Source organism: Nostoc sp., assembly GCF_036917535.1.
GTDB lineage: Bacteria > Cyanobacteriota > Cyanobacteriia > Cyanobacteriales > Nostocaceae > Nostoc.
Window position 1 is genome coordinate 1 of the sequence record NZ_JBALDA010000015.1, and the last position, 24,975, is coordinate 24,975.

Below are 24,975 nucleotides of genomic sequence, written 5' to 3' on the forward strand. Positions count from 1 at the left end.
TATCCGCAAACAACTTGACAAGTTTGATTGTCTACGAGATGCAATCGAGTTTGTCTTGAACCTAGTGTCCTAATTACCTTGGCGATTGCTATATTTGGGCTTAGAAATTTATAAAGTCCCATTAGAGGAATTGTGAAAGATGTTTGTTCGTGCTTAAAGTTCATGATTTTCATTGGATATAGTTGTGCAAGTGTGATTGTTTGTGAGTCGCTAGTTCAATCAATTAACGATTTACTGTAGGTATTTACGAAAATAATCGAGAAGTTTACGCTTTTTGGCACTGTGTTGATATAGTTCGGAAAGTCTGGCAATAGGATGACCTAATTGTTTTGATATCTCTTCCCAAGTTTTTTCATCAAATCCCATCAATATCACTTTCTGTAAATTGGCATTTTTATCTTTGCCAATGTAATTATTTTGCAAAATCACCTCTGGGTCATTTGTTATGAAAGTCCTTACTGCTGATACTTCAATTTCATCACCATTAATCAGAATGGTTTTATCTTTGCGTTCCTTTGCCAATTCAAATATTTTTTTCTCCACTCTAGATAATTCTTTACTAATAGGTTTATCCAAGTCACTTTTACAATCATCTAACTCATCAAGGGATAATATTTTGGATTGTTGATTTCTGTACTTCCTTTTAACATCATGAAATCGCCAATAAAATAATTGATTTACCCAAGCCATAACGGGATGTTCTGGACAATAATCTTCAATTGTGTTGCAAATTTCGAGATAGGTGTTTGCTTCCGCTTCGCTATAAATATCTTCAAAATTAAGCACATGTCGATATTTGGAAAACCTTGTTAACTTCCCCGAATTTTGAATTTTGCCAATCAATTGATTTAATATTTTCCGTCGTTCTGCACTTTTTGCGGGATGCTGCTGCGCTGCGTAGACTAGCTGACGCAACTGCAAGTCTAATTCATCACCTATCGACATCTCCTGCTGCACCTCGAAAGTTTGGTATTTTGTTGTCATCATAGATACATAAATACTGTATGGGTAAATGGTCATTTGATTTGTGGAAATCGCGATCGCAAAGCAAATCATGGTGTTAGCGTCAGCTTTCCGCAGGAATCGCAACCAACCGAGATAAACGGTAAAATATACCGTACATGGACTTTTATCGACACATGGTGATTCCTTCCCAACCGTCTTTAAACCCTTCTACGAATAAGCTGGGGAGTTTTTACGCATATTTTGAGAAAATGTTTGAATATTACTTTTATAGTATGAGATTACAGAGTGACGAGCGATCGCGAAGTGTGCCTTAGGTATCGCTTGCACATCTTTAGACGTTACTGCCAAACTAACCCCTAACTTAAAATGGGAGTTAAAGCGAATATTGTGTATTATCTACCTTTAACCAGCCTAATTTTTAGTGTAATGAACTCCTATGGCAAAAGATAGATTTCATAATATTGTCAGAAATGCTTTAGAAAAAGATGGCTGGAAGATTACGGCTGATCCTTATGAAATCAATGTGGATGATGTAGATTTTGAGATTGATTTAGCAGCAGAGCAACTTTTAGCAGCAGAACGATAAGGACAAAAAATAGCGGTAGAAATTAAAAGTTTTATTAGCCCATCGAATGTTTCAGAATTTTATACAGCCTTAGGATAGTTTTTAAACTATCGAGATGCATCAGATAAAATTGAACCAAAACGCCGACTTTATTTAGCTGTTCGCCTCCCGATTTATGAAACTTTTTTTCAACGTAAATTTATTGCATCGGCGGTTGAAAAGTATCAATTGCGATTGATGATTTACGATGTAGAAAAGGAGGTTATTAGTCAATGGCTGTAGAACAATATCGGCAATATATTCGACATATTCTTTCCGAGCGACAAAAACGAGCTTCGATGTCACGCAATTACGAAGAATATGAGGTGCAAACAATTTTCGACGAACAGCAAGACCACTATCAATTACTTTATGTCGGTTGGCGGGGAAATAAACGCGATTTTGGCTGTATTTTACATCTCGATATTAAAGATGGGAAAATTTGGATTCAACATGATGGTACAGAAGAAGGAATTGCCAATCGATTGGTTGAGATGGGAGTACCCAAGCAAGATATTATTTTGGCGTTTCACGAACCTTATGTGCGTCAGTTTACTGAGTTTGGAAGTTGATAAATATTGTAGGGTGATGCTCAAAAAGAGCCACTACGTGATTACAATTTTCTTATTATTACCAACTGTTCCACAAATGCCTCTCGTCCAAAGAAATTTCCGGCTTGCGGGGTAATAAGTTTTGGAAACCGTGCAAATTGCCTTCGTATCGTGAAATGAAAGCGGTGTTTCAGTCCCCCTGCGGGGTAATAGGCTTTGGAAACCCTACAGCTGCTCCATCTTAATCCCCGGCACTTCCAACATGTTTCAGTCCCCTTGCGGGGTAATAGACTTTGGAAACTATTGCCCATTTACGTTGGAGTGATCGCTTGTCCGGTTTCAGTCCCCTTGCGGGGTAATATGCTTTGGAAACGAATGCTAAATCTTGTATCTGCTGGCTGAGTTGCTTGTTTCAATCCCCTTGCGGGGTAATAGGCTTTGGAAACATTTTGCTGTCGAGTTTATCTTGTTGCTCGCGATAGTTTCAATCCCCTTGCGGGGTAATAGGCTTTGGAAACATTAGTACAACTTTTATTGCACTGCGCTACTGAATGGTTTCAATCCCCTTGCGGGGTAATAGGCTTTGGAAACTTTTGCCAACACTAGAAGTCAAAAAGCAGTTGCCTGTTTCAATCCCCTTGCGGGGTAATAGGCTTTGGAAACCCTATGTGAGAGTCGTTCATCTTTAGGCGATCGCCAGTTTCAATCCCCTTGCGGGGTAATAGGCTTTGGAAACATGGGACTGTCTCTGGACTCATACCTTAAGCTTAATGACATTGTTTCAATCCCCTTGCGGGGTAATAGGCTTTGGAAACTCAAAAACCCCTGCTGAGTCAGCCCGGAAACTTCTGGTTTCAATCCCCTTGCGGGGTAATAGGCTTTGGAAACTAATAACTACTTTGCCGGAAAGCCCTAGTATTAAAGGTTTCAATCCCCTTGCGGGGTAATAGGCTTTGGAAACCGCTCCATCTGAAACTGTTACAGAGCAGGTTTCCTGGGAAGGTTTTTGACGGCTCGAAAAAAAAGGTCATTTTCAGCCGCTCTTATTGCAAGTGATTTGCAACTTTCCGAATTATTGAAACGCTGTAATTATTTACTTGTCAAGGTTCTGGCGATTTTGGCAGATCCCCCAGGGTTTTAGCCCTCGCTTCGATTTGCCATCTCATCAAGCTGATTACATAATCATAAAACTATTGTTTGCTCTTGTCGAGGAATTTCAGACCCGTATGTTATTGTTCGTTTGATTGCGCCCGCATCAAGTACATACAATCGTACTAAATCCTCTTCAGGCTTAACCAGTTTTTCTATCTTGGTTTGGAGTGTCGCAAATTGTATCGTTGTTAAAAAACACTCAAAAACAGTCATTTGTTGTAGTTGAGGTGTAAATGCTACTGTCTGTCTTCTGTGGTTAGCATGATAAAAAATCTCACCATAAGCAAGGCAGCGTCCGGTACATTCTTCTATACACAAAGCAGCCGCACAAAGTTGAAAATGGTCGTTAAGGTGCTGTGCCATCTTCCCTTTTTTATATTCAACTGGCACAAGCTGACCATCGCAATCTTCAAGCGATCGCTCCAAACCCACTGTTGCTGATGAATCAGCATCTCTCCTTCTGGGAGTGTTCCTTCTTCTTTGGTGATCCTGGACATTAGGGCTGAACTTCGCGCAACCGACGCTCCAGAAAGCGGCGTTCGCTGTCATTACTGACTAGCATGAGCGCGATCGCGTAGCTCTGTGCGGCTGACGCTGAGGCTCCGATACGGCGCAGCATCTCGGCACGGGTAGCGTGAAATAGATGGTAGTCGTTAAGTTGGAGAGCAAGCCCATCAATGAGTTCGAGGGCCGTCTGAGGAGTCTCTATCATTGAGATCGCCACCGCCCGGTTCAGCGATACAATCGGCGAGGGCTGCAAGCCCTCGAGCAAATCGTAGAGGCGAACAATTTGTAACCAGTCTGTTTCTTCTGCTTGTGCTGCCTGACAATGTAGTGCCGCGATCGCTGCTTGCACTGCAAACGAACCAATCTCGCCCCGCAATGCCTCTTCAACAAGCGGTAGCGCTTCAGCAATCTGTTGTTGATTCCAGCGACGACGATCCTGATCTTCGAGCAACACCAGATCGCCCACCTCATCCAAACGGGCATCGCGTCGGGAGTCGTGCAGCAACATCAACGCAAAGAGTGCAGTTACTTCTGAGGGCGGTTGCGGTGCCATCAACGTCCTTACGAGGCGACCCAGCCGAATTGCTTCTGTGCAGAGGTCAGCCCTCACCATCGTCTCGCCCCTAGTCGTCGCGTAGCCTTCATTGAAAATCAGATAGATCGCTGTCAGCACGGCGTCTACCCGCACAGACAGATCGGTTGTGTCCGGCACTTTATAGGGAATACCTGCATCCCGAATCTTGCGCTTGGCACGCACCAGCCGTTGCGCCATCGTTGCCGTGGGTACGAGAAACGCCCGCGCAATTTCATCTGTTTCAAGTCCGCCCAGCAGCCGCAGCGTCAAAGCAACCTGCGCCTCAATCGCCAGTGCTGGGTGGCAGCAAGTAAAGATCAGCCGCAGCCGCTCGTCTGGAATTTCGTCTGTGTCGTAAGTTGGCTCCTCGCGGGTTGGAATTAACCCAGAGGCGGCGTACCATTCCAATTTTTCCGTCAGTCGTGTCCGTCGTCGGAGGCGATCAATGGCTTTGTATCGGGCTGTTTTGACGATCCACGCACGCGGAAGATCGGGCACACCGCTAGACTGCCATTGATTCACGGCGGCTATAAAGGCTTCCTGTGCCGCTTCTTCAGCCACATCGAAATCCCCCACCAACCGGATGAGGATGGCGACGATCCGCCCCCATTCAGCCCGGTAAAGAAAGGCGATCGCTTGGTTTACGTCTGTTTTTGCGTTTGGGATTATACCTGACATAAAAATTTTTGGCGAGGTGTCGATTTGAGGCAGCACCGTTCGACTAACTAAAGAAGGGGAACAAGGGAGGTATACCTTGATCGTACTAAACGATAAAAATTTTTGGTGGAGTGTCGATTTGAGGCAGCACCGTTCGACTAACTAAAGAAGGCAAGTAATAACGGGAAATAAAGGAGGCAACCCGATGAAATATTTGCTGCTGATTTACCTGGAGGAAAATGCCCTCAGCCAAACGGAACGGGAACATTGTTATCTAGAATCCGCACAACTGGCACAACAACTCAACTCGAAGGGACAGTATCTCGCAACCGCCCCGCTCCACCCTGTGGCAACTGCAACCAGCGTTCGGATGCGCGACGGCAAACCGCTAGTAACTGACGGGCCGTTCGCAGAAACCCGCGAACAATTGGGCGGTTTTTTTCTGATTAATGCTCAGGATCTCGACGAAGCGATCGCGATCGCCGCCCGGATTCCAAGTGCACACGTCGGTACCGTTGAAATTCGACCTGTGATTGAAGTTGCTGGCTTGCCAGAGAATTTGTAACTGCACTCAACCTCAACCCAAAAGGAGAGATGACGATGACAACCAAAAGCACGATCGCAACTAATGAAGTTCAGATTCGGCAACTAATTGCCGAGCAACAACGTGCCATCTGCACCAAGGATGTTGAGCAAATTATGTCCCGTTATGCCAATGAAGTTATTGTCTTCGATGTTAAACCTCCTTTCCAAACCCAAGGAAAGGATGCTTGGGGTCAAGTGTGGTCAGAATGTTTGCCTTACTTCCCTGACAGCTTTGAGATTGAAACACGAGACCTCAAAATTACTGTCAGTGAAGACTTAGCGGTTGCACATTGGCTATTTCGGTTCACAGGAGCCCAAGACCATCCAGCAATGCAGACGTGGATGCGCGTTACCGCTGTCTGCCAGAAAAATCAAGGTGAATGGCAGATATTACACGAACATCTCTCGGTTCCATTCAATCCAGAGACTTCTCAAGCTGTATTCACGCTCAATCCATAGCCCAATCCGCTTGGGTTAAGCATCTTCTCTTCACGCTTGAGACTTGGGGGACAAGGAGGACAAGGAAAAATTTCTCCCTTGTCTCCCCCCTCTCCCTTGTCTCCCTTAGCTGAACCGTATTGACCCATATCCCAATCTACTGAGCCAACGCCATGAAACTTAATCCTTATCTCATGTTCAACGGCAACTGTGAGGCAGCGTTCAAGTTCTACGAACACTGTCTTGGCGGCAAAATTGTCATGATGCTGACCCACAAAGATGCACCCTCAGCCGAGCATATACCTGCCGAATGGCATGACAAAATCATGCACGTCTGCCTCGATCTGGGCGATCGCCTCTTGATGGGATCTGACAGTCCGCTTGGATATTTTGAAACACCCCAAGGCTTTTACGTGCAAATCAGCGTTGACGAACCAGCGGAGGCAGAACGCATCTTTCATACCCTGGCAGAAAACGGAAAAGTGAAGATGCCAATCGATCAAACCTTTTGGTCTGTCCGCTTTGGTATGTTGGTCGATCAATTCGGTATTCCGTGGATGGTCAACTGCCAGAAAACTGCTTGACTTGTGGGGAGGTGCTTATGGGCATCTTCCCTGTAAAACCTCAGCGCTTTTTCGCCAATCTTTCACTGTGCAATAATTCAAAAGAAGAACCTATGAGTACTCAAATTTTCGTTAATCTACCAGTTAAAAACCTCAATCAATCGATCGAGTTCTTTACTCAACTCGGCTTTGAGTTTAATTCTCAATTCACTGACGAAACTGCCACCTGTATGATTGTGTCCGAAAACATTTTCGTCATGCTCTTGACCCATGAGAAGTTTAAGACCTTTACTCCCAAAGAAATTTGTGATGCCACAAAAAGCACAGAAGTGCTTGTGTGTTTATCTTCTGATAGCCGAGAACAAGTTGATGAAATAGTTCGCAAAGCTGTTGCCGCTGGTGGAACAACCTACAATGAACCGCAAGATCATGGTTTTATGTATGGACATGGATTTGCTGACTTAGATGGCCACATTTGGGAAATTATCTACATGGAGCCAAGCTCAATAAGTCAAGGTTGAAAATTTAATGTTTGAAGAATTATAGCAGTTCCCATTCAGATGTAGTACAACGTCATATCGTATCTGAATGAGAACCGCTATAGCTGTAATACACAAATGCAAATACTCCTACCTTCTTCAAATAGCTCTTTGCCGCAAGTGTCGCCCATTAAACCCTTGCTTAATCCAATTCAGACATTCATATTCAGATTTGAATAACTTTGGAGCTGCAATATTATTCAATAATTCTGGTGGGTAATGGTCATAAAAATATTTATCTCCTTCTTGGAAGATGATAATTAAATTGTTCCGATAAATGTAGCGAGATTTAAAACTATCTCCGCAATCAACAAACTCTGAATTTTGATTGATATGCTCTTTAGCAATATCAATGATGTTACTAACACCACTTCCATAGATTCCTGCTGGATTTTCTGCTTTATGAAATTGGCTTTTGTGGCCAATCTCAAATAACAATTTATACGAATAAATCTCGTAATTATCCGCCTTCCCAAAAATAAATGGAATGATGAGATATCCTTTATATGAGACTGAATTTTCATAAAGAAGACGACTCATCTCAACCTCCTTTGGTGAAACTGCTCTGAAAAAATTTGCTTTAACAGAAAAGTATGACAATACCAATTATCTACTAAATACGCTCACCATAAACTAAGTTGATTGGGGGGATGCTCAAGGTTATTCCAAGGTAGGGGTGGAATTAGTGTACCACTTTGTTCCAATAGCTGTTGGAAGTGACGGGCTGTATTGGGCGATCGCGCTTCTATTGGACAATGGACAAAGAAATAAATTCGCACTCCTATCTGTAACCATTGCTGAATCTGCCTTACCCACTCTTCCATAAATGGCTGATTCACTGATAAATTCGGATGAGAAATAAACCGAATCAGAGTAAAAGATGCTGTCACACTCAATTGCAACGGTAATTTCGGTTTGCGCCGTTCCGATTGTAATTGGGGGTCATCATCTCCAGTATAAATGGGGCGCGAGTCTAACAGTACTCGTCCGACACCTAACTTTTCTAAAAGCGCCGTCAAATTACTAGCATGGGGTTCCCTAAACCAGTCGGGATGCCGAACTTCCACTGCTAGGGGTGCTTCTGTACGCGGCCAAGCTTCCAGAAAGTTAGACAAATCGTCAAGTAATGCAGGTGCATAGCTAGGTGGTAACTGGGCAAACATTGGGCCAAGATGTTTACCTAAAGGGCGCATCCCTTCCAAAAATTTTAAAGCAGTCGGAATATAAGGTTGTAGCAATCCTTGATGGGTAATATCTCGCGGTAATTTTAGACAAAATTCAAAACCTGCTGGTGTTTCGGCAGCCCAACGGGTTACAGTTTCTTGGTTGGGTACGGCATAAAAGGTGGTGTTACCTTCTACAGTCGTGAAGTGACGACTGTAGAGATGGAGAAAATCGGCAGTGCGAGTACCTTGGGGATAGAGTTCGCCTACCCAACCTTTATATGCCCAAACAGCACAACCGATAAAAAAGTTCACAGTGCCTAAAAGCCTTGATGTATCATATTCAATTTTACAGGTAAGTTGTAGGGCTGGATAAAGCTAGGTCAGATTTCTAACTTGTTAAAGGATACTGGCGATTGTTAAAATCGCATAATAACTTATCTGCACAGTTGTTGAGGCTAGATATTGGTAGATGAGTTACTCTGCATCACGATAGTTCCAGTGGGATAACGGCTAGTTTCAGACGATTCCAACGTCACGAATAATCCAGAGATACCTGTGTCATAAAAGTCGGCAGGCATTGAGAATTTATCTAGCACCTTTCCCTGGGGATTAATTTTCACAGTGCCACAAGGAATTTTTTCGCCATCAGCGATCGCCCAAAGTCGATAGACTTTACCTATGGGTGGAGCCTCCAGATTTTGCACTGCTAGAATTCCCTGCCGTTGTCCTAGATTCACAACAAAGCTACCCGCAGCAGTATTTGAGGCATTCACAGCCTTGAGAGAGAAAAGTTGCGTCTGGGACTGTTGCAGTAAGGTATTAATGTCACCAGCCATGCGGTAATCCTGTCGCAAACGATAGTTATCTACTCCTAAATACAGAATCAGGAGTGCCGCGACACTACCCATGATGAGCTGCCAGCAAAGCCGAGACGGTTTTTGCTCTGAGGGTTGGATCGTGGTAGCGGCAGCTAGGATAGCTCCTTGGAGATTATGAGGCGGTTCAACGCTGTTTAAGCTGTAAACAACCTGGTCTAAGGTTGCCTGAAGCCGCTTTACTTCTGCCACTAATACTGGATTTTCTGCCAGCAGTTGCTCGAAAACTTCTACTTCGGCGCGATCAAGGTCTCCCAAAACATAGCCTGCTGCCAAGATTTCGATTGCTTCAGGAGTAAGAGGTTCAGTCATAACCTTAGTCAATGGAGTGTTGTAAAAGTTGCTTCAGTTTCAGGAGTCCCTGACGAGTCCAGCTTTTCACGCTTCCCAGGGGTTTATGCAGTTGTTGGGCAATTTCTGATTGGCTCAGTCCGGCATCATACGCCAGTTCGATTACCTGTCGTTGCTGATCACTAAGCTGGCTCAATGCCTGCCGCACAAGCTGCGATCGCTCATTGAAAACAGCCTGCTCAAACGGAGTATACACGGGGGTTGCAGTCGTGACGTTCTGCCCCCAACGTTGCACCAAATTAAGGATGCGATTGCGCGATCGCAGTTTGTCGATTGCCCGTGAGCGAGTCATGGCAATCAGGTAACGCATCAAATGTCCGTGACGAGCTGGGTCAACCGGGCGCTGCCATAACGACAAAAAAATTTCTTGGGTCAGGTCTTCAGCTTCCGGCTGGCTTTGCAACACTTTCAGCGCCACTCCATATACCACACTGCCGTAGCGATCATAGAGACACCCTAACGCCGTCGATTGCTTTGCCTTCAGACCATCCAGGAGTGCGGCATCGCTGGAGGATGACGGTTCTGATGAATGGCGATCGGGAGAACTTAGATCCATAAATTCAGGTGAACAGACTGAGGCTATCTCTGCAAAAATGCCTAATGCATCTTGCAATGTGAGTGCTAATCCTGATTTCACAACTTCTTTTAAGCATAGAGCAAACTTACTTTCATCTTTAAAACGATTAGTGAAGCTAATTGGATCAGCCTAGCGTCAAAATTTTGTAGAAACGATAAGCAGACGCAAGGATGGGGAGATGCAAGAATGTGGGGATGCCAATATTTAAGAATGTGGGACAGAACAATTAGGCTTAATTGTCCATTGCTATTTCTATCGCTCAAACCGAACGAACTGCGAACAGCAGTCTAGCAAAGTATTTGAAGAATTTGAATCCAAAATTGGTTCTCAGTCGTTTTAAAGGTAGAGAGAATTGTGTAACCCAGTTAGCATTTTTTTCAGGCATAAGTTGCAACTAAATTTCTGAAATCACGCTAATTGCTTACCTGTTCACTCCTACAGCTTTTACAACTGGGCATTGCACTGCAATGTCCCGACGAAATTTATGTCGTCAATTTGTAACGTCCTTCTTTGGGATGTCATAATTTTGCACCTTTGGCAGTTTGGATTCAACCAATTTGCCTGAAAGTTTGTGCTGTATCTAAGCATTGAAGGTCAGTAAAACCGCTGTAGCCAAACAACCGATTTTAGGGGTAATTCTATGCAACGCTCTATTTCTGTACCGTTAACAACACTGCTTTTGTTTGCCGCCATTTTACCTGCTGCGGCGCAGACCCAAACCTCATCAACCAGCCTCAATACCTACGTAGCAAATCAACCCAGAGCAAACCAACTCAGGCCTTTTAATCTGGCTGAGCTGGCGTATCAAAGCTACTTAAAAGACCAAGGTATTCCCAGCAGTGGTGCATTGCTCAATGCGATCGCCTCTGAAACAATTACGGCTCAAGACATTATTCAAGCTGCTGTCAAAGCAAATCGACTATCTGAGCAAACGCTTAACGATCAAGGCTATCGCCATAACTTGGAAAATCAACTGCAAGGATTTACAGCAGACTAAAAAACTGGCGTTGCTCAATTAATACGATGAAAAACACATTTCGCAAGTACCATCGGCTAATTGCCACACTCTTTTGTTTGCCATTACTCTTTACTGCTGTGACTGGCATTAGCATTGCCATCGCTGATACATGGTTACATCAACAAGAGCTTGCTGCATTTTTAATTACTGTTCACACCTTCCAAATCTTCAAACTCGATGCCATTGTGCCAGTTTTGAATGGGCTAAGTCTAATTGGCTTAGTAGCTACCGGATTGAGCATGACCGGACTGTTTGCTAAACGCCATCAACCAAAGCGGATAGGAAAAGGCTCATGAAATACATTTCTTATTTTTGCATAATGATCGCCAGTGCCTTGTTAGTTGTCCTGTTGTCGTTGTCATCCTGTAGTCCGAACCCGAAGGCAACGACTAGCCAACCAACGGCGATCAAAGATCGACCCCAAACTAGCCAACAAACTGCCGATGCTACGGTCAAAATTCGTAATTTCAAATTTGAGCCAGCGAATTTAGCGATCGCTGTTGGTAAAACTGTTCAGTTTATCAATGTTGATGAAGAACCCCATACGGCTACCTCTACGGATGGTGCTTTCAACTCTAAAGCGCTGGATACCAATCAAACTTGGAACTACACCGCCACCAAACCCGGAACCTATCCTTATATTTGCTCAGTTCATCCCTTTATGAAAGGGACGCTGACGGTAACACAAAAGAAAAACTAACCAGAGGAATACCAATGCAACGCAGAAAATTTATTGAACACGTAGGCTGGACAGGACTTGGCATTGTTTGGGCTGTTGGTGCAAATGGCTTACTCACTGCTTGTCAGGTGGGAGAACCAAATGCTCAGAAATCGTCTACGGCTTTACCGTTTTCCTTCGTTCAAATTAGCGATACGCATATCGGTTTCAAAAAACCTGCAAATGAACATGTGACCGATACGCTCCAGAAAGCGATCAATGCAATCAATGCTTTACCCACTCCACCCGCCTTTGTCATCCACACAGGAGACATCTCCCACTTATCTAAACCAGAAGAATTCGATCAAGCCAAACAACTGCTTGACCAATTGAAAGTCCCACTGTTTACCCTACCAGGGGAACACGATACAATTGGCGATCGCGGCAAAGCCTACGAAGAAGCTTTTAAACGCAAGGATGTCAGAGAAGGCTTACAAGTTTGGGATCAGGCAGGAATACACTTTGTTTCCTTGACCAATGTGCTGGACTTTGGGGCAACCGGTACGGGCAAACTAGGTCAAGCGCAATTGGATTTACTAGCAAAAGATTTGACAGCGCAAAAACAGGATACGCCTTTAGTTGTTTTCAGCCATATTCCCTTGTATGGTCTTTATCCCAAATGGGGATGGGCAACTGCTGATTCGGCTTTGTTGCTTTCTCTGCTATCTCGTTTTGCATCGGTAACAGTGTTAACAGGACACATCCATCAAGTGATTGAACACAGCGAAGGCAATATTCGTTTCCACACTGCTGCGGCGACTGCCTATCCTCTACCTGCTCCTGGTCACGGTGAGCAACCTGCTCCTGTCAAGCTTTCTGAAAATAATCTATTGGCGGTGCTTGGATTCCGCACAGTTGAGGTAATTTTTGGGAAGAATGCTAGAGTTGACCAACATACTTTGGGGTAGAAATATAGTTCAACAAATGTCTGGTGCCAGCGCCCTTAGTCGCCCATTTCACCGCATTCTGGGCGCTTTCGGAAGGTACGTGTATTGCTGCTTATAACACCAGTATTATTGTTAATGCTTTTAATCCTTTCATTTTGGTTCTTAGAGGAGTATTTGCAAAAACAGACGTTGTGTTTATTATAGCCGTAGTCACATAGGTTAGGACAGTGTTGAGCGCTCAAAGCCTTAACAAAACTAGGTTTTTACTCAGCACGGGCGGGCTAAACGCCCCGCTGACGCTAACAGCACTTCGCTATACCTGTGCGAGATCAAACCCGATATCAAAACGGGAATTGCTAGCAGTAAATTACGCTAAAGCACAGTTAAGCTCTCAATATATATGCCTGTTTGCTTGTTCATGTGAGTAATTTATGCACTCTGTATCACAGCGCAACCTCACTTATTGATAAATTGAACCATCAGGCATAATTGCCCCTGCTAAGTTAGTACCAACTAATTTAACCAGAAGACGCTCACCAGAGCGAATCCGCGCTCCCGTCAAGTCGGCTCCTCGCAAGTCGGCCCCACTGAGATCCGCTCCAATCAAATTAGCCGCGCGTAAATTCGCTTCTCTGAGATCGGCTAAAAGTAGGTTTGCCCGAAATAAATTTGCTTCAGATAAATTTGCACCTCTGAGGTTGACTTTGTGCATAAAAGTATCACTGAGATTAGCACCACTCAAATTGGCATAACTCAGATTTCTGCCAGATAAGTCTTTATTGCTCAAATTTGCCCGACTGTAGTCTTTGCCGCTTAAATCTGGGTTTTGCTTTGGTGGTTTCTGGGTTGGTTGAGATGGTTTTTCCTGTTGAGGTGACGGTGAGTGATGTGTGGTTTGATATGTAGTTTGATGTGTGGTTTGAGGTTTGGTTTTTAGAGAACGCAACTTTTCACGAGCTTCATTTATAGCTTTCAGCTTATCTTGTGCTTTCTGCTGTAAACGGAGATTGTCTTTGGGAATGCGATCGGGATGCCAAACAAAGACTAAATCTTTGTAAGCCTGGTTCACTTCTTCAAGTGTTGCTCCAGGCTCTAATTCCAAAACTCTATAGTACCGCTCCAGATCGCTCATACGATATTTTGGTGGACAATCAACTTAATTATGAGTGATGGAGCCATACGCTGCATTATTTGTTATGGATTATGGGGCATTGGGCATGAAGAAGAGACAAGGTAGACAAAGAAGAGGGGGAAGACTTGGGAGAGATTTGTTCAATAATTCCCCCTTGTCCCCTTGTCCCCTTGTCCCCTGCTCCCCTGCTTTTCAACTCTCTCATCTCCCCATCTCTCCATTTCTCCATCGAGCGATCGCTCTAAAATATGCTGCAATTGGAATCTGATAGACTTCAATATAAATCCAAACAATAATTGATAAATGTGATAAGAAGGTTAATATTGTCCAAATATATGGCATCCAGGTAATGGGTTCCTTCAGATTAGCAGGAAAATAGTAAGCTACTATGCCAATTAGAGTAGTGGGAAAAATTATAAAAATTGCTGCTGCTAGTCCATAACCCCAACTTAATTCCACACCTTCCAACTGGCCTTCTGTCCAACTAAATCCATTCCAACGCCAAGTTAAAGGTGGTTGCCTAGAAGGCATCTTAATTTGCTGTTGTTCTAAGTTGACTGTAAAAATCTCTTGGCAAAAGTCACAAGCCATAGCTTCCATCAATGGCATGTGAGAAATCTTACCTATTCGACAGACTGGGCAAGGATAAGCTCCATAATAGTCGAAAGATTGGGTTAAGATTTTGGAACTGGGCATAATGAGACTGATAATCCTAAAAAATTGATCTGGTTAATCAGGACTTGGGTAATAATGTATGGGGGTTGTCAATTCCCTGCAATCAGCTTTCGTAAGATGAAATCATAAGTCAGGAGAATTATATATTTTAACTTTTCAATCCTGGCTTTTTCTTCTGAGGTTATCTAACTATCGTAATGTTTAATGACAAGCCGCTTTTTTTGTCCATGCAAATAAGCGACTAGTACAATCAGAACAGGGTGTGATTTTGAATTGTGCAAAGCGTTATTAGTCTTAATCCCCAGAGTTGTACTGAGTCTATCGCTTTTTTATAGTTTGTGCAGGTCTTGACAAAGCCCACTCTTCCTGCTAGGGTTACTTTACATAGGTATATTTCTTAAGTTTTCCAGCAAAAACCCCGCAAATGCTTAACACAAATTCTTATTTTTATTTTTGGTTTAGGGTGGTTCACCGGGAGTGAATTAAGTTTCCTAATGGAAACCGCCCGGTGAACCGCAGAGCAAACTCTGCGGTTTTTGTTTTTTAAGGAGAATTTCATTGTCATGACTCATTTCAGTTGCTGGTTTTATGGCTTTTACTTTTGGCCCAGAATAAATTCCGGGTAGATAGCGTCATGCCAATGAATCAGAACGCGCCCGGAACTTTTAAAGGTTTCGGGCTTTTTTGTTGTTATCGGAGATTGGGGACTGGGGACTGGAAAATAACTCTTATCCTAATCCCCAATACCCAATGCCCAATGCCCAATTCCCAATACTTAATTTTTCAGGAGAATATAACCATGATTAATGCCAAACTTGCTGCACAATCCCATTTAAATCACCAGACAATCGTTAAAATCTCGAAAGAAGTCGCTTTCGGCGGTAAAGAACTGGTAATTATCGGCGGTCCCTGCACTGTTGAAAGCTTAGAACAAATGGAGATAGTTGCCCAAAAGCTATCTATTGCATCAGTACAGGCGTTGCGTGGCGGTGTCTACAAACCCCGCACATCTCCCTACGCTTTCCAAGGTATGGGAGAGTCAGGATTAGAGATTTTAGCCAGGGTGCGATCGCATTACAATATGCCAGTTGTCACGGAGGTGATGTCAATTTCCCAAATTGAAGTAGTCGCCACCCATGCTGATATGCTTCAAGTTGGTAGCCGTAATATGCAAAACTTTGATTTGCTCAAAGCTTTGGGACAAGCTGGTAAACCAATACTGCTCAAACGTGGTTTAGCAGCGACTATTGAAGAGTTTGTCATGGCTGCTGAATATATCCTTAGTCACGGGAATCCTAATGTGGTGTTGTGCGAAAGAGGTATCCGCAGTTTCGATGATTACACCCGTAACGTTTTAGATTTAGGGGCAGTGGCAGCACTCAAGCAAATAACTCACTTGCCTGTAATTGTAGATCCTTCTCATGCTGTCGGCAAACGGGAGTTGGTCGCACCTGTAGCTAGAGCTGCAATCGCTTGCGGTGCAGACGGATTAATTATTGAATGTCACCCAGAACCAGAAAAATCTGTTTCTGATGCCCGTCAAGCACTTTCTTTAGAAGATATGGTGCATTTAGTTAATAGTTTAAAGCCTGTAGCCACAGCTGTTGGGCGCAGTATATCAGATGTCGGGGCGGGTTTGTCACCTGCCCCAATTTTTTGGGCTGCTTAAATTTCACAGAAGGCGATCGCTTGAATATCTCAGTCAAAATATTTCTTTTGGCTTAAGAACAAACAGCGATCGCTCTCATAAAATAAACTTGTTAATTCAGCTATTCCATTTGTTCTCAAACGTATTTTTGCAACACAATCTTCTATATATAAATCTAAATTATCGTTTTAACAAATAAGACTATTTGATTTTATTTTACAAGTCGTTTTATCCTGAAATCAGTAGATATTTTAACTTTTACTAAATTACCTAAAAAAGTTTTAGTCTAACGATTGATTGCCCTATCAAACCTAAGACAAGTACGATGATTATGAAACTTTTTCAAATCACTCTAGTGGTATTAGTACTTTTGATCAACTTAGCAGTTGTTTTCCCCTCTTGGGCAGAAAGTACGCCTTCTTTAACTAGCAATCCTAACAACTTTCAAGTTGGGCAAAAAGTCATTTGGCTTTACAAACCCCGCACAGATTCTGGCGATGTCCAAAGAATTCCGGCCGAAATAGTCAAGTTAAGTTCCAAGCAAGTACAAATCAAGGTTTACAAACATAACAACGAATTTATCAATCGTTGGGTGAATCCAAACAAGCTTGAGAATTCGACAAAAATTAAATAGTCAGTACTCTAGAATTTCGCTAGTTTAATCGGTGCTGCTATAGCAATCTTAAATGAGATTGTGAAAATTTTTATTATGGTCGTCCTTGGTCATTTGTCCTAAGTAAATTGCAAATAACAAAGCGCAAAGCCGAGCCAGTCGCACAGTCAGGGTTTCCCGACTTGAGCGTTAGCGAAGCGGTAGCGACGCAGGAGCGTCACTGGCGTTGAGCGGAGGTTTCCTCCGCTCAGAACTTTGTAAGAGAGAACAAATGACTAATGACAGCCAACTCCAAAAATATTTCACAAATGATTTAAGACTGCTATAGTTAAAACTCCCTTGTATGGGTTATGTTTTCATAATTAGGATCTTCAGTACCAAGCAGTTTGTCCCAGAACGTAAAATACAAACCGTAGTGTACTTTATACTTACGATGATGTATGGAATGATGCATAGAACCAATAAGCCACCTTCCAATCCAGTAACTTTTAGATGAGGAGGGAAATAGCTCAAATCCGAGATGGGTAAACACTGCCCATACTGTCATAGTTATAAGCGCGGCAACTAAGGTGACAAAATGCAGCGGAACTATGAAGCTTACACCTACAAAGAAAAGTGCTTGTACGATCGCTTCTGGCAAGTCGAAGGCAGAGGAACTCCAAGGTGTTGGCTCGCCTGAACGGTGGTGTCCATAATGCATCCATCTAAAAATTAGAGGCTGGTGAAACATCCGATGGATAAAATAAAAGTAAGTATCCTGAAGAATTAGCACTGCAATAAAGCTAACTATTAAATACCACAGTCCGTATTTCCAGATATCAGCATATAACAGCGTTGCTCCCAAATTATATTCTGAGATCATAAACGCTCCAGAAATAGCAAAAACTATTGTGGATATTACTGATAATTCAATATCCTTTTTTATGGAACAATTCATCAACGGTTTCAAACGCAAACTCTTGTTAGCGAGAGACTTCCCCAGAACTAAATAAAAGAGCAAGTATACTCCACCAGCAATCAGAAAGTATCGGGCAAGAGTGATACCGAAGAAGAAAAAGCAATAATACCAAAATGAGTGGTTCGTCAATTAGACCCATCCGTAATATTAATTCGGTGAAATGAAAATGCTGATTATGTCCAATTGTTTTGGTCTTCATTACCAAAAATAAGCAAATTACGATTTAATTTGTTAATCGACAAAATCCACTGCTTATTTTACAACATCAAGTAGTTCCGCAAATATATATTAAGTTTTATTAATAAAAACTAAACTAATTTTAGTGTATGTATAAATATAAGTTATTACTATTCCTAAAAAAAGGTTCTTGGTCAACTTAAATTGTGGTAAATAGCTAATTTTGCAACGAAGTTACAATTTATTTAAGCCGTTCGTTTATATTATGTATTTCAACAACAATTGAATTGATTTTTACCCATTGTGTTCTTTAACAATTTCCAAGATTTACCAGAACTGACGCGGATCTTCAAGAGCGATCGCCTTTAGTCTCCAAGGACTAAGTAAGGTTTGTAAAAATGCCTGAATTTGCGGCTCGTCATCCACAACCAATATTTTAGTTTCTGTATATGGGTCATTTTGCAGCGATTGCGTGACTGTTTCTAAAATCTGTGGGGTTGGTAATGGAGAGATTGTTGCTGCTTCGTTTGCGTCAATTTCCCGACGCAATAACTTTACCCAACTTTCGAGGTAATCTCAGATTGACTCAGGGTTTGACTATAACTCAGTAAAAGTTCGATATTGCGTGCCAATTTTGATCCAAGAGGTAAGCCAAAAGTACTTAAATATCCCCCCAAGGTATGTGCATCTTTGGCTGGATCGCAAATCTGTATTTAAACTGGTACAGCTAGCTGTACGCCTCTACAGTTATGTATTGCAAAGATTTTTGGAAATGGTGCTATGTATGTTGAGGTAGGAGCAGTGTCCTTTTCTTGCCTTGCTCGTTCGTGCAACTTACCGTAGAAAAGGACTGATAAAACTCTCAATACGCTACAACAGAAAAAACCCTCTGCTAAATCTGTGAAAAAACGAGTAACACTCACCTTCCCGAAACGCGCCGTGCAAATGCCAGTTACTTACTTACTGGCCAAAGAGTTCAACGTTGCCGCTAATATTATCCGCGCCCAAGTTGCCCCAAATCAAATTGGCAAACTGGTAGTGGAATTATCGGGAGACATCGATCAATTAGATGCGGCGATCGAGTGGATGCGATCGCGTAATATTAATGTTTCTTCTACATTAGGCGAAATTGCGATCGACGAGGATGTGTGTGTCCACTGTGGCTTGTGTACTGGGGTTTGTCCTACCGAAGCCCTCACCCTCCAGCCAGAGACATACAAGTTGACATTCACGCGCTCGCGCTGTATCGTCTGCGAACAGTGTATCCCCACCTGTCCCGTACAAGCAATCTCTACTAACATTTAAGATCACCGCATACACCACGGAGGATTGCCCATCCAACTTTCTCAGCAATCCCAAATCTAAAATTGAAGTTAACCCAACTTAAACACATCTGCGATTACACCACCATCACCCACCAGCCTACTTTTTGCTGGAGAGTCATAAACTATCAATAACGAAGGTATACCAGCTACATCCTGAAACATCGTCATTCCCTCAGCGTGTTCTTCTCGATTTCCATAAGGAATATCTTGCACAAAATCGGGATTGCTGAAGACATTTTCTTGCAAATTCACACCATTTACCCAACGATAAACTTGCACGGGCCCATCTAAATCCATCGTTGGCCCAGCTAAAATCAACAAATCTTGATCATCTACATACAAATCCCGAATTCCCAAACCATTCAACCAGATAAAATGCTTTTTATATAACTCCTTCAATTCCCCAATTTGCTTTAGTTTCATCAGTCCAGGAGTAGAATCTTCTAACTCTATTTCCAGCATTACAGCCCAACCCCGCAATACAGGGCCCCGCAAACCCAGAAAGACACGGTTTTGATAAATGCCTGTTCCTTCAATATCAAAGCCATTATCCTTTCCGGGAATTCCTGCCTGAATAAACAAGCCTAAATGGTCGTCATTTGCTAAAGCTGTCATCAGCAAGTTACCCTGATTAGTCAGCTCTAATTTAGCAGCATTCAATTGCACATCTGGTTTTTGGGGGTGTGGGCAAGATGAGAATAGCTTACCGTCTATTAGAGGAATCCGTCCTAAGACATAACGGTTAGGTTCCGATTCAATTTTTGCTAGCCTTTTAAAGTTTTTGGCATCTGTATTTTCAGGTTTGAATTTTTTGCGTTTGTAACTGTGAGAACCAACAAACCATAAGTAATTCTCAGCGTAAGCCAGTCCTTCTATATCAATTTCTTCCTCTTCTGGTGCAGGCAAATTAATAAATTCTGCTACACGAAATTGTTGATGATCTGTAAATTTATCAGTATCAACCAAAGAGAGACGCTCAATAGTTGAGGTTTCATCTGACCCCAACCATAAATACTTATGATGTGTTAGCAGTACTGCTGATAAGTCTTCTCTATGTTCTTGAAAAGAATCTACAAAAGTCAATGAAACTTGATTTAGTAAATGTAGGTTTGGCATTTTAAATCATATTGAGAGTTACAAAAACGCTAGACATGCTATTATAAGATGTGATTCAATCTCCTAAAAAATTTTATCTCAAAACTATAGCTCATATCAAATTGACAGTATGAACGACCTTTGACAAATATTGCATATTTATAGAAGAGTATGCAACTATCAATATTCATAAGCATACCTGACAATCCTTATGGAATAAAAAATATTAAAAGTAGATGCAATTTTTTAAACAACATTGTTATTATGCAATAACCTCATGAGGTAATCATTCAGACCAATTATGAAATTAGATACACAACCTACAGTAAAAACTCTCGGTGACTACGCCTACCAAGCGATTGAAAAACACTTTAAGAAAACCTTGAAGTGGGAAAAATCAGTAAAGAAAGATGAAGATCCAGAAGCGCTGCACCAAATGCGAGTGGGAATGCGCCGCTTACGGACAGCGGTAACTCGTTTTGGGCTAGCAGTGGATGTGTCGAAACCAGTCAGCGATAAAAATATTGGTAAAATAGCCCGTCGTCTTGGTAATCTGCGAGATTTAGACGTACTCAAAGAAAGTTTGGAAAACAATTACAAACTAAACTTACCCCGCAAAGAGCAGGAATCTCTACAAACAGCTTTTACAGCTTTGGCGAAACAACGTGAAAATGTACAATCAAGTGTGCAGAAAACATTAAACGATGAATCTTACAAGTCTTTAAAAGACGCATTGGATAAGTGGTTAGAGAAACCTACTTATCAACCTTTGGCATCTGTTTCCATTCAGCAAGTACTACCAGACTTACTTTTACCAGAAGTGAGTAACTTCTTATTGCATCCAGGTTGGCTAGTTGGTACTGAAATTGTAGAATCAGAAGTGAAGATCCAGAAAAACTGGAAACAAAAAAAGATAGGAAAACAATTGACAGCAGAAGGTGAAAATCTTCATAGTTTACGAAAAGAAGCTAAACGTATACGCTATCAAATGGAGTTATTTACTGACTTATATAGCGAATCTTACGAAGCTTATATTACAGAAGTGAAAAATATCCAAGAAATTTTGGGTACGATGCAAGATAGTGCCGTTTTAACTGACTGGCTTGCAGATGTATACAAGTCAGAAATTCAGACAGAGTTGCCCACCCTTGCTAATTTATTAACTGAAAATCGTTACCAGTCGTGGCAGCAGTGGCAACCTTTGCAAGAACGGTATCTGAAAACTGAAACTAGACATAGTTTTCATTTAACAATACTGCACCCGCTTTCAGGAGTAATCAGTTAAAAGTTACTCTTTATTGAGAAAGGATTGGACTAACGAACAGACAATTGAATAGGAGCTTATAGAGACAAAAGATAAACACTAGACCTCTTGCAAAAATCCTTGAATCACCCCTCCCCAACCCTCACGCCACTTGCTTCAAGTCGGCAGAGCCGCCCAACGCAGTGGCTCCCCTTGTCAAGGGGAGGGGGCAATATTTCAAGTATCCCCCCAATATATCGAGGGATAAAGGGGGATCTATTCGACTTATGCAAGAGGTCTACTGTTTTAGAGAATTTGTACAATACGGTTTTCTTCGACTAAATCAAATCTGAAATTAGTCTAATAGTGCTTTCTAGCATTGCTCCCTGCTCAATTTGTCCAGGGAGTGCCTAGCTTGAAAAAGTTCCAGGTGCTTCTAACAATCCTGCCCTAACAGAGCCATTGAGAATGACTCTGTTACTAATTTGTTATAGTTTTGCTGACTACCAGATTGAGTCGTATCAACAACGTTATTTACATCAGCTTTGGTGAAATCATATTTAGTTTTATAATTTTCGTTATTACTCATAGTAGTTCTTACTCAAAGTGCAGAGTTAGCTATTGTTAATTGGTCTTTTTTTTAAAACAGGAATCAGTTCTTGTGAAATTCCTTCCAAAGCAATCGCGCTACAACCCATTTCATAAGCATCTTCATACGACCATCCAGCACCAAGCGCATCGTAAAAGCCGACTGCAAATTTAATAGCTGCATTATCTTTAATCTCATCACTCATCCCCACTACATAATTAATATGCTGAGAAATTGCCTCTGCTTGTACTTCGGCATAGCAGGCGTTTAGCACAATGCATTCTACGCCTCGATTAGCAAATAATTTAAACAGGCTTGCTAATGCGTTAGTCGAAACGAACTGCATCTCTCCCGCATCGTTGTCTAACACCAACCCCTGCTGTCCAACACCATGTCCGCAAAAGTGAACGATTTGGGGATTAAAATCTAGAAGTGCGCGACGCAAATCATCAGGACGAACAGCCCATTTTTGTTCCAAGATAAACTGTTCTCGCTGCTGTGCCCTTCGCAAACCCTCATTAATTTCCCGAGCTTCTAGATCCAAACGCAATCTTGCTGTATTCACAGGGCTGGATGCCAGCATTAAAATAGTGCGCTTTGAAGGTAGGTTTTCAGGTGAGTTTGTAGCTTGACTTGGTGTGCCAGAACCGGATATTTGCGTAATATGACCAACAGTTATGTTCCCACCAACTTGTGTATTGCCAAAAATACTTTGTTGAGGATTGGGACGATTATCTGGCGTTGAAGCTTTTAGTTGACTGGAATAATTACCAGTTTTACTTCCATATCGTAACTCGATAGTATACCTTGGCACTGGATTATTTTTATCACCCCAACGGGCATCCGCAGACCAAGCACCATCGATTTTTTCCTTCTTGCGTGTCTCTACCGTCAGCATCCCACTTTCTGGAGCGAGTGTGAGGAGATTGTACTGAAGTGGTATACCCGTTACCTGTTCTTTTGCAGGTGTGCCAAAAGTTCCAGCAGCAATAATCCGCAGACCACGCCCAGTATCGTACTGGAAATTTTCATCTTTGGCTTCGTGAATATGTCCGTGAATGCCAAGCTGAAAACCGTTAACTGCTAATTGCTCTAAAAACGCAACATTTTTCATGGACTCGGAACTATTGACTGGATGATGCCAAACCGCAATTTTCAGCCAGTCATCGTAGTTTCCTGTAAGAATTTGGTCAAGGGCATTGGCGATTGCATTTGGGTGTATGCTGGAGCGATCGCGATATTCGTGATCAATTTCCCAACAAGAATTAAAAGCCACAAAGAGAATTTTATCTTCTAGGCAAGGGTGTAGAATGCCTTGCTGGTCGTATTCTTGGGGATAAGGTTGATTGTAAATTCTTTTATAAAAGCGATCGCTGAAATATTCAAATCGTTTTTTATACTCATCTTCATTGCATATTAATGCACCCGCGCTGCCAGCATCAATATATTTTCCTTTTGGTAATGGGTTGGGAAGTCTGCCTTTGGGAACAAATGTATAAGCAGTTTCTGATAATTCCCAGTTGAGGTCGTGATTACCAGGAACAATAATAATCCGATTAGGGGCGAGTCCGTAACGTTTTACCAGTTTATCAACCAGTTCAAAGGCAGCTTCGTACTCTTCCTGAGTTGAGCGGTTTGTAATATCCCCAGAAATTACCAAGTAGTTAAGCTGCTTGAGGCGAATATTCAGGGTGAGATCACTAGCAAGTTGAGTAAAATATCGTTGTGCTTGCGCGCTGGTTCCCAAGTGAATGTCAGAGAGGTGGAGGATACGGATTTGGTTGTCTGCATTGCTCATGTATAGTTCTGTATCAAAGTATTTGAGAATGGTATCATCAAAGCCCAGTTCCATAAGTAATTGCTTTTATAGCAAAAAGGTATATAATATTAGACAAATTTGACTTTCTTCTACCATCATCGATCTGTAGTGTCATTCTCATAATTTAAAGTTATGTTGGTTGCGTGTTTTTTACACAATAAAAATACCAACTAAATTCTCCTAAAGTTCCATCAAATATTAGTATTTTGAATATATATGAGTCCATTTTTGTTTGTGACTGATTTAGACTACACACTGGTCGGTGATGAAAAAGCTTTAAAGGAATTGAATTACGAACTAGACAAGCATCGCCAAAAATATGGCACAAAAATAGTATATGCAACTGGGCGATCGCTGAAATTATATAAGAAATTAGCAAAAGAACAATCGCTTCTTGAACCAAACGCACTTGTCACCTCAGTCGGGACTGAAATCTACTTTGATTCTAATTATGAAGCTCCCGACCAAAAGTGGTCAGAAAGATTATCTGATGGCTGGAATCGTAACTTAATTTCTGAAATTTCCGAAAAATTTGAGGAACTAGTTCTGCAACAACAGTCAGAACAACGTCCTTTTAAGATCAGCTATAATCTCACAGAGAAAGCTGCTGTAGAAGTTTTACCTCAGCTACAATCTGCTTTAAAGAAGCATAATTTAAAATTCAATTTAATCTATAGTGGTAGCAAAGACCTTGATATTTTGCCTCTTTATGGTGATAAAGGTTTAGCCATCAAATTTTTACAGCAGAAATGGAACATTAACCCACATACAACAGTTGTATGTGGAGATTCAGGAAACGATATAGCTTTATTTAAAATAGGAGAAGAACGAGGAATCATCGTTGGTAATGCTCGTCCGGAATTACTTGAATGGTATAATTCCAACTTAAAAGATTATCGTTATCTGGCGAAAAGCTATTATGCTGCTGGCATTTTAGAAGGTTTGCAATACTTTAAATTTATTTAAAAAGTCT

28 protein-coding genes, 1 pseudogene and 1 CRISPR repeat array are annotated in these 24,975 nt (G+C 42.0%); of the genes and pseudogenes, 15 read left to right on the forward strand and 14 right to left on the reverse strand.

Going from position 1 to position 24,975, the window contains the following annotated elements:
• Positions 1-231: 231 nt before the first annotated feature.
• Positions 232-987, reverse strand: a complete 756-nt coding sequence (locus V7K56_RS04620) for a hypothetical protein (RefSeq protein ID WP_334908056.1) — start codon at positions 985-987, stop codon at positions 232-234.
• Between the two features lie 415 nt (positions 988-1,402).
• On the opposite strand from V7K56_RS04620, the pseudogene V7K56_RS04625 reads away from it, so the two are divergent.
• Positions 1,403-1,813, forward strand: a pseudogene (locus tag V7K56_RS04625) (XisH family protein).
• Between the two features lie 56 nt (positions 1,814-1,869).
• Positions 1,870-2,142, forward strand: coding sequence for a XisI protein (locus V7K56_RS04630; RefSeq protein WP_442939919.1), 273 nt, complete (start codon positions 1,870-1,872; stop codon positions 2,140-2,142).
• 166 nt (positions 2,143-2,308) lie between these two features.
• Positions 2,309-3,082: a CRISPR direct-repeat array (repeat unit 37 nt; unit sequence GTTTCAATCCCCTTGCGGGGTAATAGGCTTTGGAAAC).
• 221 nt (positions 3,083-3,303) lie between these two features.
• Here V7K56_RS04630 and cas2 read toward each other — a convergent pair.
• A complete protein-coding gene (cas2, locus tag V7K56_RS04635; RefSeq protein ID WP_334908059.1) occupies positions 3,304-3,822 on the reverse strand; it encodes a CRISPR-associated endonuclease Cas2 in 519 nt (172 codons plus the stop codon).
• Positions 3,770-5,068, reverse strand: coding sequence for an RNA polymerase sigma factor (locus V7K56_RS04640; RefSeq protein WP_334908061.1), 1,299 nt, complete (start codon positions 5,066-5,068; stop codon positions 3,770-3,772). Before V7K56_RS04640 ends, cas2 begins: the two co-directional genes overlap by 53 nt.
• Positions 5,069-5,216: 148 nt before the next feature.
• On the opposite strand from V7K56_RS04640, the gene V7K56_RS04645 reads away from it, so the two are divergent.
• The 4 genes from V7K56_RS04645 (at position 5,217) to V7K56_RS04660 (ending at position 7,118) form a co-directional block, all read left to right on the forward strand.
• The gene (locus tag V7K56_RS04645; RefSeq protein WP_334908063.1) at positions 5,217-5,576 is read left to right on the forward strand and encodes a YciI family protein; all 360 of its coding nucleotides are present in this window, start codon (positions 5,217-5,219) and stop codon (positions 5,574-5,576) included.
• Positions 5,577-5,611: 35 nt separating this feature from the next.
• Complete coding sequence (locus V7K56_RS04650; protein ID WP_334908064.1) at positions 5,612-6,055, forward strand: YybH family protein; 444 nt, start codon at positions 5,612-5,614, stop codon at positions 6,053-6,055.
• A 152-nt stretch (positions 6,056-6,207) separates the two neighbouring features.
• On the forward strand, positions 6,208-6,618 hold the full coding sequence (locus V7K56_RS04655; protein ID WP_334908066.1) for a VOC family protein: 411 nt from the start codon (positions 6,208-6,210) through the stop codon (positions 6,616-6,618).
• A gap of 92 nt (positions 6,619-6,710) precedes the next feature.
• Positions 6,711-7,118, forward strand: a complete 408-nt coding sequence (locus V7K56_RS04660) for a VOC family protein (protein WP_334908068.1) — start codon at positions 6,711-6,713, stop codon at positions 7,116-7,118.
• 117 nt (positions 7,119-7,235) lie between these two features.
• Here V7K56_RS04660 and V7K56_RS04665 read toward each other — a convergent pair whose 3' ends face one another.
• From V7K56_RS04665 to V7K56_RS04680, 4 genes are all read right to left on the reverse strand, one after another.
• Positions 7,236-7,676, reverse strand: a complete 441-nt coding sequence (locus V7K56_RS04665; RefSeq protein ID WP_334908070.1) for a hypothetical protein — start codon at positions 7,674-7,676, stop codon at positions 7,236-7,238.
• 83 nt (positions 7,677-7,759) lie between these two features.
• On the reverse strand, positions 7,760-8,614 hold the full coding sequence (locus V7K56_RS04670; protein ID WP_334908072.1) for a DUF72 domain-containing protein: 855 nt from the start codon (positions 8,612-8,614) through the stop codon (positions 7,760-7,762).
• 143 nt (positions 8,615-8,757) lie between these two features.
• Positions 8,758-9,489 carry an anti-sigma factor gene (locus V7K56_RS04675; RefSeq protein ID WP_334908074.1) on the reverse strand — a complete coding sequence of 244 codons (732 nt, stop codon included), beginning with the start codon at positions 9,487-9,489 and terminating at the stop codon, positions 8,758-8,760.
• Positions 9,490-9,493: 4 nt separating this feature from the next.
• A complete protein-coding gene (locus V7K56_RS04680; RefSeq protein WP_334908076.1) occupies positions 9,494-10,165 on the reverse strand; it encodes a sigma-70 family RNA polymerase sigma factor in 672 nt (223 codons plus the stop codon).
• A 580-nt stretch (positions 10,166-10,745) separates the two neighbouring features.
• Here V7K56_RS04680 and V7K56_RS04685 point away from each other — a divergent pair.
• Genes V7K56_RS04685 through V7K56_RS04700 form a run of 4 tightly spaced genes read left to right on the forward strand, consistent with a single transcriptional unit; the run spans position 10,746 to position 12,749 of the window.
• On the forward strand, positions 10,746-11,102 hold the full coding sequence (locus tag V7K56_RS04685) for a hypothetical protein (protein ID WP_334908078.1): 357 nt from the start codon (positions 10,746-10,748) through the stop codon (positions 11,100-11,102).
• A gap of 26 nt (positions 11,103-11,128) precedes the next feature.
• Complete coding sequence (locus V7K56_RS04690) at positions 11,129-11,419, forward strand: peptidase (RefSeq protein WP_334908080.1); 291 nt, start codon at positions 11,129-11,131, stop codon at positions 11,417-11,419.
• Positions 11,416-11,823, forward strand: a complete 408-nt coding sequence (locus tag V7K56_RS04695; protein WP_334908082.1) for a cupredoxin domain-containing protein — start codon at positions 11,416-11,418, stop codon at positions 11,821-11,823. The genes V7K56_RS04690 and V7K56_RS04695 overlap by 4 nt, the downstream gene beginning before the upstream one ends.
• 14 nt (positions 11,824-11,837) lie before the next feature.
• Positions 11,838-12,749 carry a metallophosphoesterase family protein gene (locus tag V7K56_RS04700; RefSeq protein ID WP_334908084.1) on the forward strand — a complete coding sequence of 304 codons (912 nt, stop codon included), beginning with the start codon at positions 11,838-11,840 and terminating at the stop codon, positions 12,747-12,749.
• Between the two features lie 439 nt (positions 12,750-13,188).
• On the opposite strand, the gene V7K56_RS04705 is transcribed toward V7K56_RS04700, so the two are convergent.
• Together V7K56_RS04705 and V7K56_RS04710 are read right to left on the reverse strand one after the other, a co-directional pair.
• On the reverse strand, positions 13,189-13,860 hold the full coding sequence (locus V7K56_RS04705; protein WP_334908086.1) for a pentapeptide repeat-containing protein: 672 nt from the start codon (positions 13,858-13,860) through the stop codon (positions 13,189-13,191).
• Positions 13,861-14,061: 201 nt separating this feature from the next.
• The gene (locus V7K56_RS04710; protein WP_334908088.1) at positions 14,062-14,556 is read right to left on the reverse strand and encodes a hypothetical protein; all 495 of its coding nucleotides are present in this window, start codon (positions 14,554-14,556) and stop codon (positions 14,062-14,064) included.
• A 778-nt stretch (positions 14,557-15,334) separates the two neighbouring features.
• Here V7K56_RS04710 and aroF point away from each other — a divergent pair.
• The gene (gene aroF, locus V7K56_RS04715; protein ID WP_334908090.1) at positions 15,335-16,204 is read left to right on the forward strand and encodes a 3-deoxy-7-phosphoheptulonate synthase; all 870 of its coding nucleotides are present in this window, start codon (positions 15,335-15,337) and stop codon (positions 16,202-16,204) included.
• Between the two features lie 310 nt (positions 16,205-16,514).
• On the forward strand, positions 16,515-16,817 hold the full coding sequence (locus tag V7K56_RS04720) for a hypothetical protein (protein WP_334908092.1): 303 nt from the start codon (positions 16,515-16,517) through the stop codon (positions 16,815-16,817).
• Positions 16,818-17,124: 307 nt separating this feature from the next.
• Here V7K56_RS04720 and V7K56_RS04725 read toward each other — a convergent pair whose 3' ends face one another.
• Together V7K56_RS04725 and V7K56_RS04730 are read right to left on the reverse strand one after the other, a co-directional pair.
• Positions 17,125-17,658 carry a sterol desaturase family protein gene (locus V7K56_RS04725; RefSeq protein WP_334908093.1) on the reverse strand — a complete coding sequence of 178 codons (534 nt, stop codon included), beginning with the start codon at positions 17,656-17,658 and terminating at the stop codon, positions 17,125-17,127.
• Between the two features lie 600 nt (positions 17,659-18,258).
• The gene (locus V7K56_RS04730; protein ID WP_334908095.1) at positions 18,259-18,480 is read right to left on the reverse strand and encodes a hypothetical protein; all 222 of its coding nucleotides are present in this window, start codon (positions 18,478-18,480) and stop codon (positions 18,259-18,261) included.
• A 351-nt stretch (positions 18,481-18,831) separates the two neighbouring features.
• On the opposite strand from V7K56_RS04730, the gene V7K56_RS04735 reads away from it, so the two are divergent.
• Positions 18,832-19,236, forward strand: a complete 405-nt coding sequence (locus tag V7K56_RS04735) for an NIL domain-containing protein (RefSeq protein WP_334908097.1) — start codon at positions 18,832-18,834, stop codon at positions 19,234-19,236.
• 68 nt (positions 19,237-19,304) lie between these two features.
• Here the strand turns inward: V7K56_RS04735 and V7K56_RS04740 are convergent, their stop codons facing one another.
• The gene (locus V7K56_RS04740) at positions 19,305-20,372 is read right to left on the reverse strand and encodes a DUF3616 domain-containing protein (RefSeq protein WP_334908099.1); all 1,068 of its coding nucleotides are present in this window, start codon (positions 20,370-20,372) and stop codon (positions 19,305-19,307) included.
• Positions 20,373-20,652: 280 nt separating this feature from the next.
• Between V7K56_RS04740 and V7K56_RS04745 the strand changes: the two genes are divergently transcribed.
• Positions 20,653-21,636, forward strand: a complete 984-nt coding sequence (locus tag V7K56_RS04745; RefSeq protein WP_334908101.1) for a CHAD domain-containing protein — start codon at positions 20,653-20,655, stop codon at positions 21,634-21,636.
• A gap of 394 nt (positions 21,637-22,030) precedes the next feature.
• Here V7K56_RS04745 and V7K56_RS04750 read toward each other — a convergent pair whose 3' ends face one another.
• A complete protein-coding gene (locus tag V7K56_RS04750) occupies positions 22,031-22,183 on the reverse strand; it encodes a hypothetical protein (RefSeq protein WP_334908103.1) in 153 nt (50 codons plus the stop codon).
• 25 nt (positions 22,184-22,208) lie between these two features.
• Positions 22,209-24,035 (reverse strand): metallophosphoesterase, encoded by a 1,827-nt coding sequence (locus tag V7K56_RS04755; protein ID WP_334908105.1) that lies wholly within the window; start codon positions 24,033-24,035, stop codon positions 22,209-22,211.
• Positions 24,036-24,218: 183 nt separating this feature from the next.
• Between V7K56_RS04755 and V7K56_RS04760 the strand changes: the two genes are divergently transcribed.
• Positions 24,219-24,968: a sucrose-phosphate phosphatase gene (locus V7K56_RS04760; protein WP_334908107.1), complete on the forward strand. Its 750-nt coding sequence runs from the start codon at positions 24,219-24,221 to the stop codon at positions 24,966-24,968.
• The last annotated feature ends 7 nt before the right edge of the window (positions 24,969-24,975 follow it).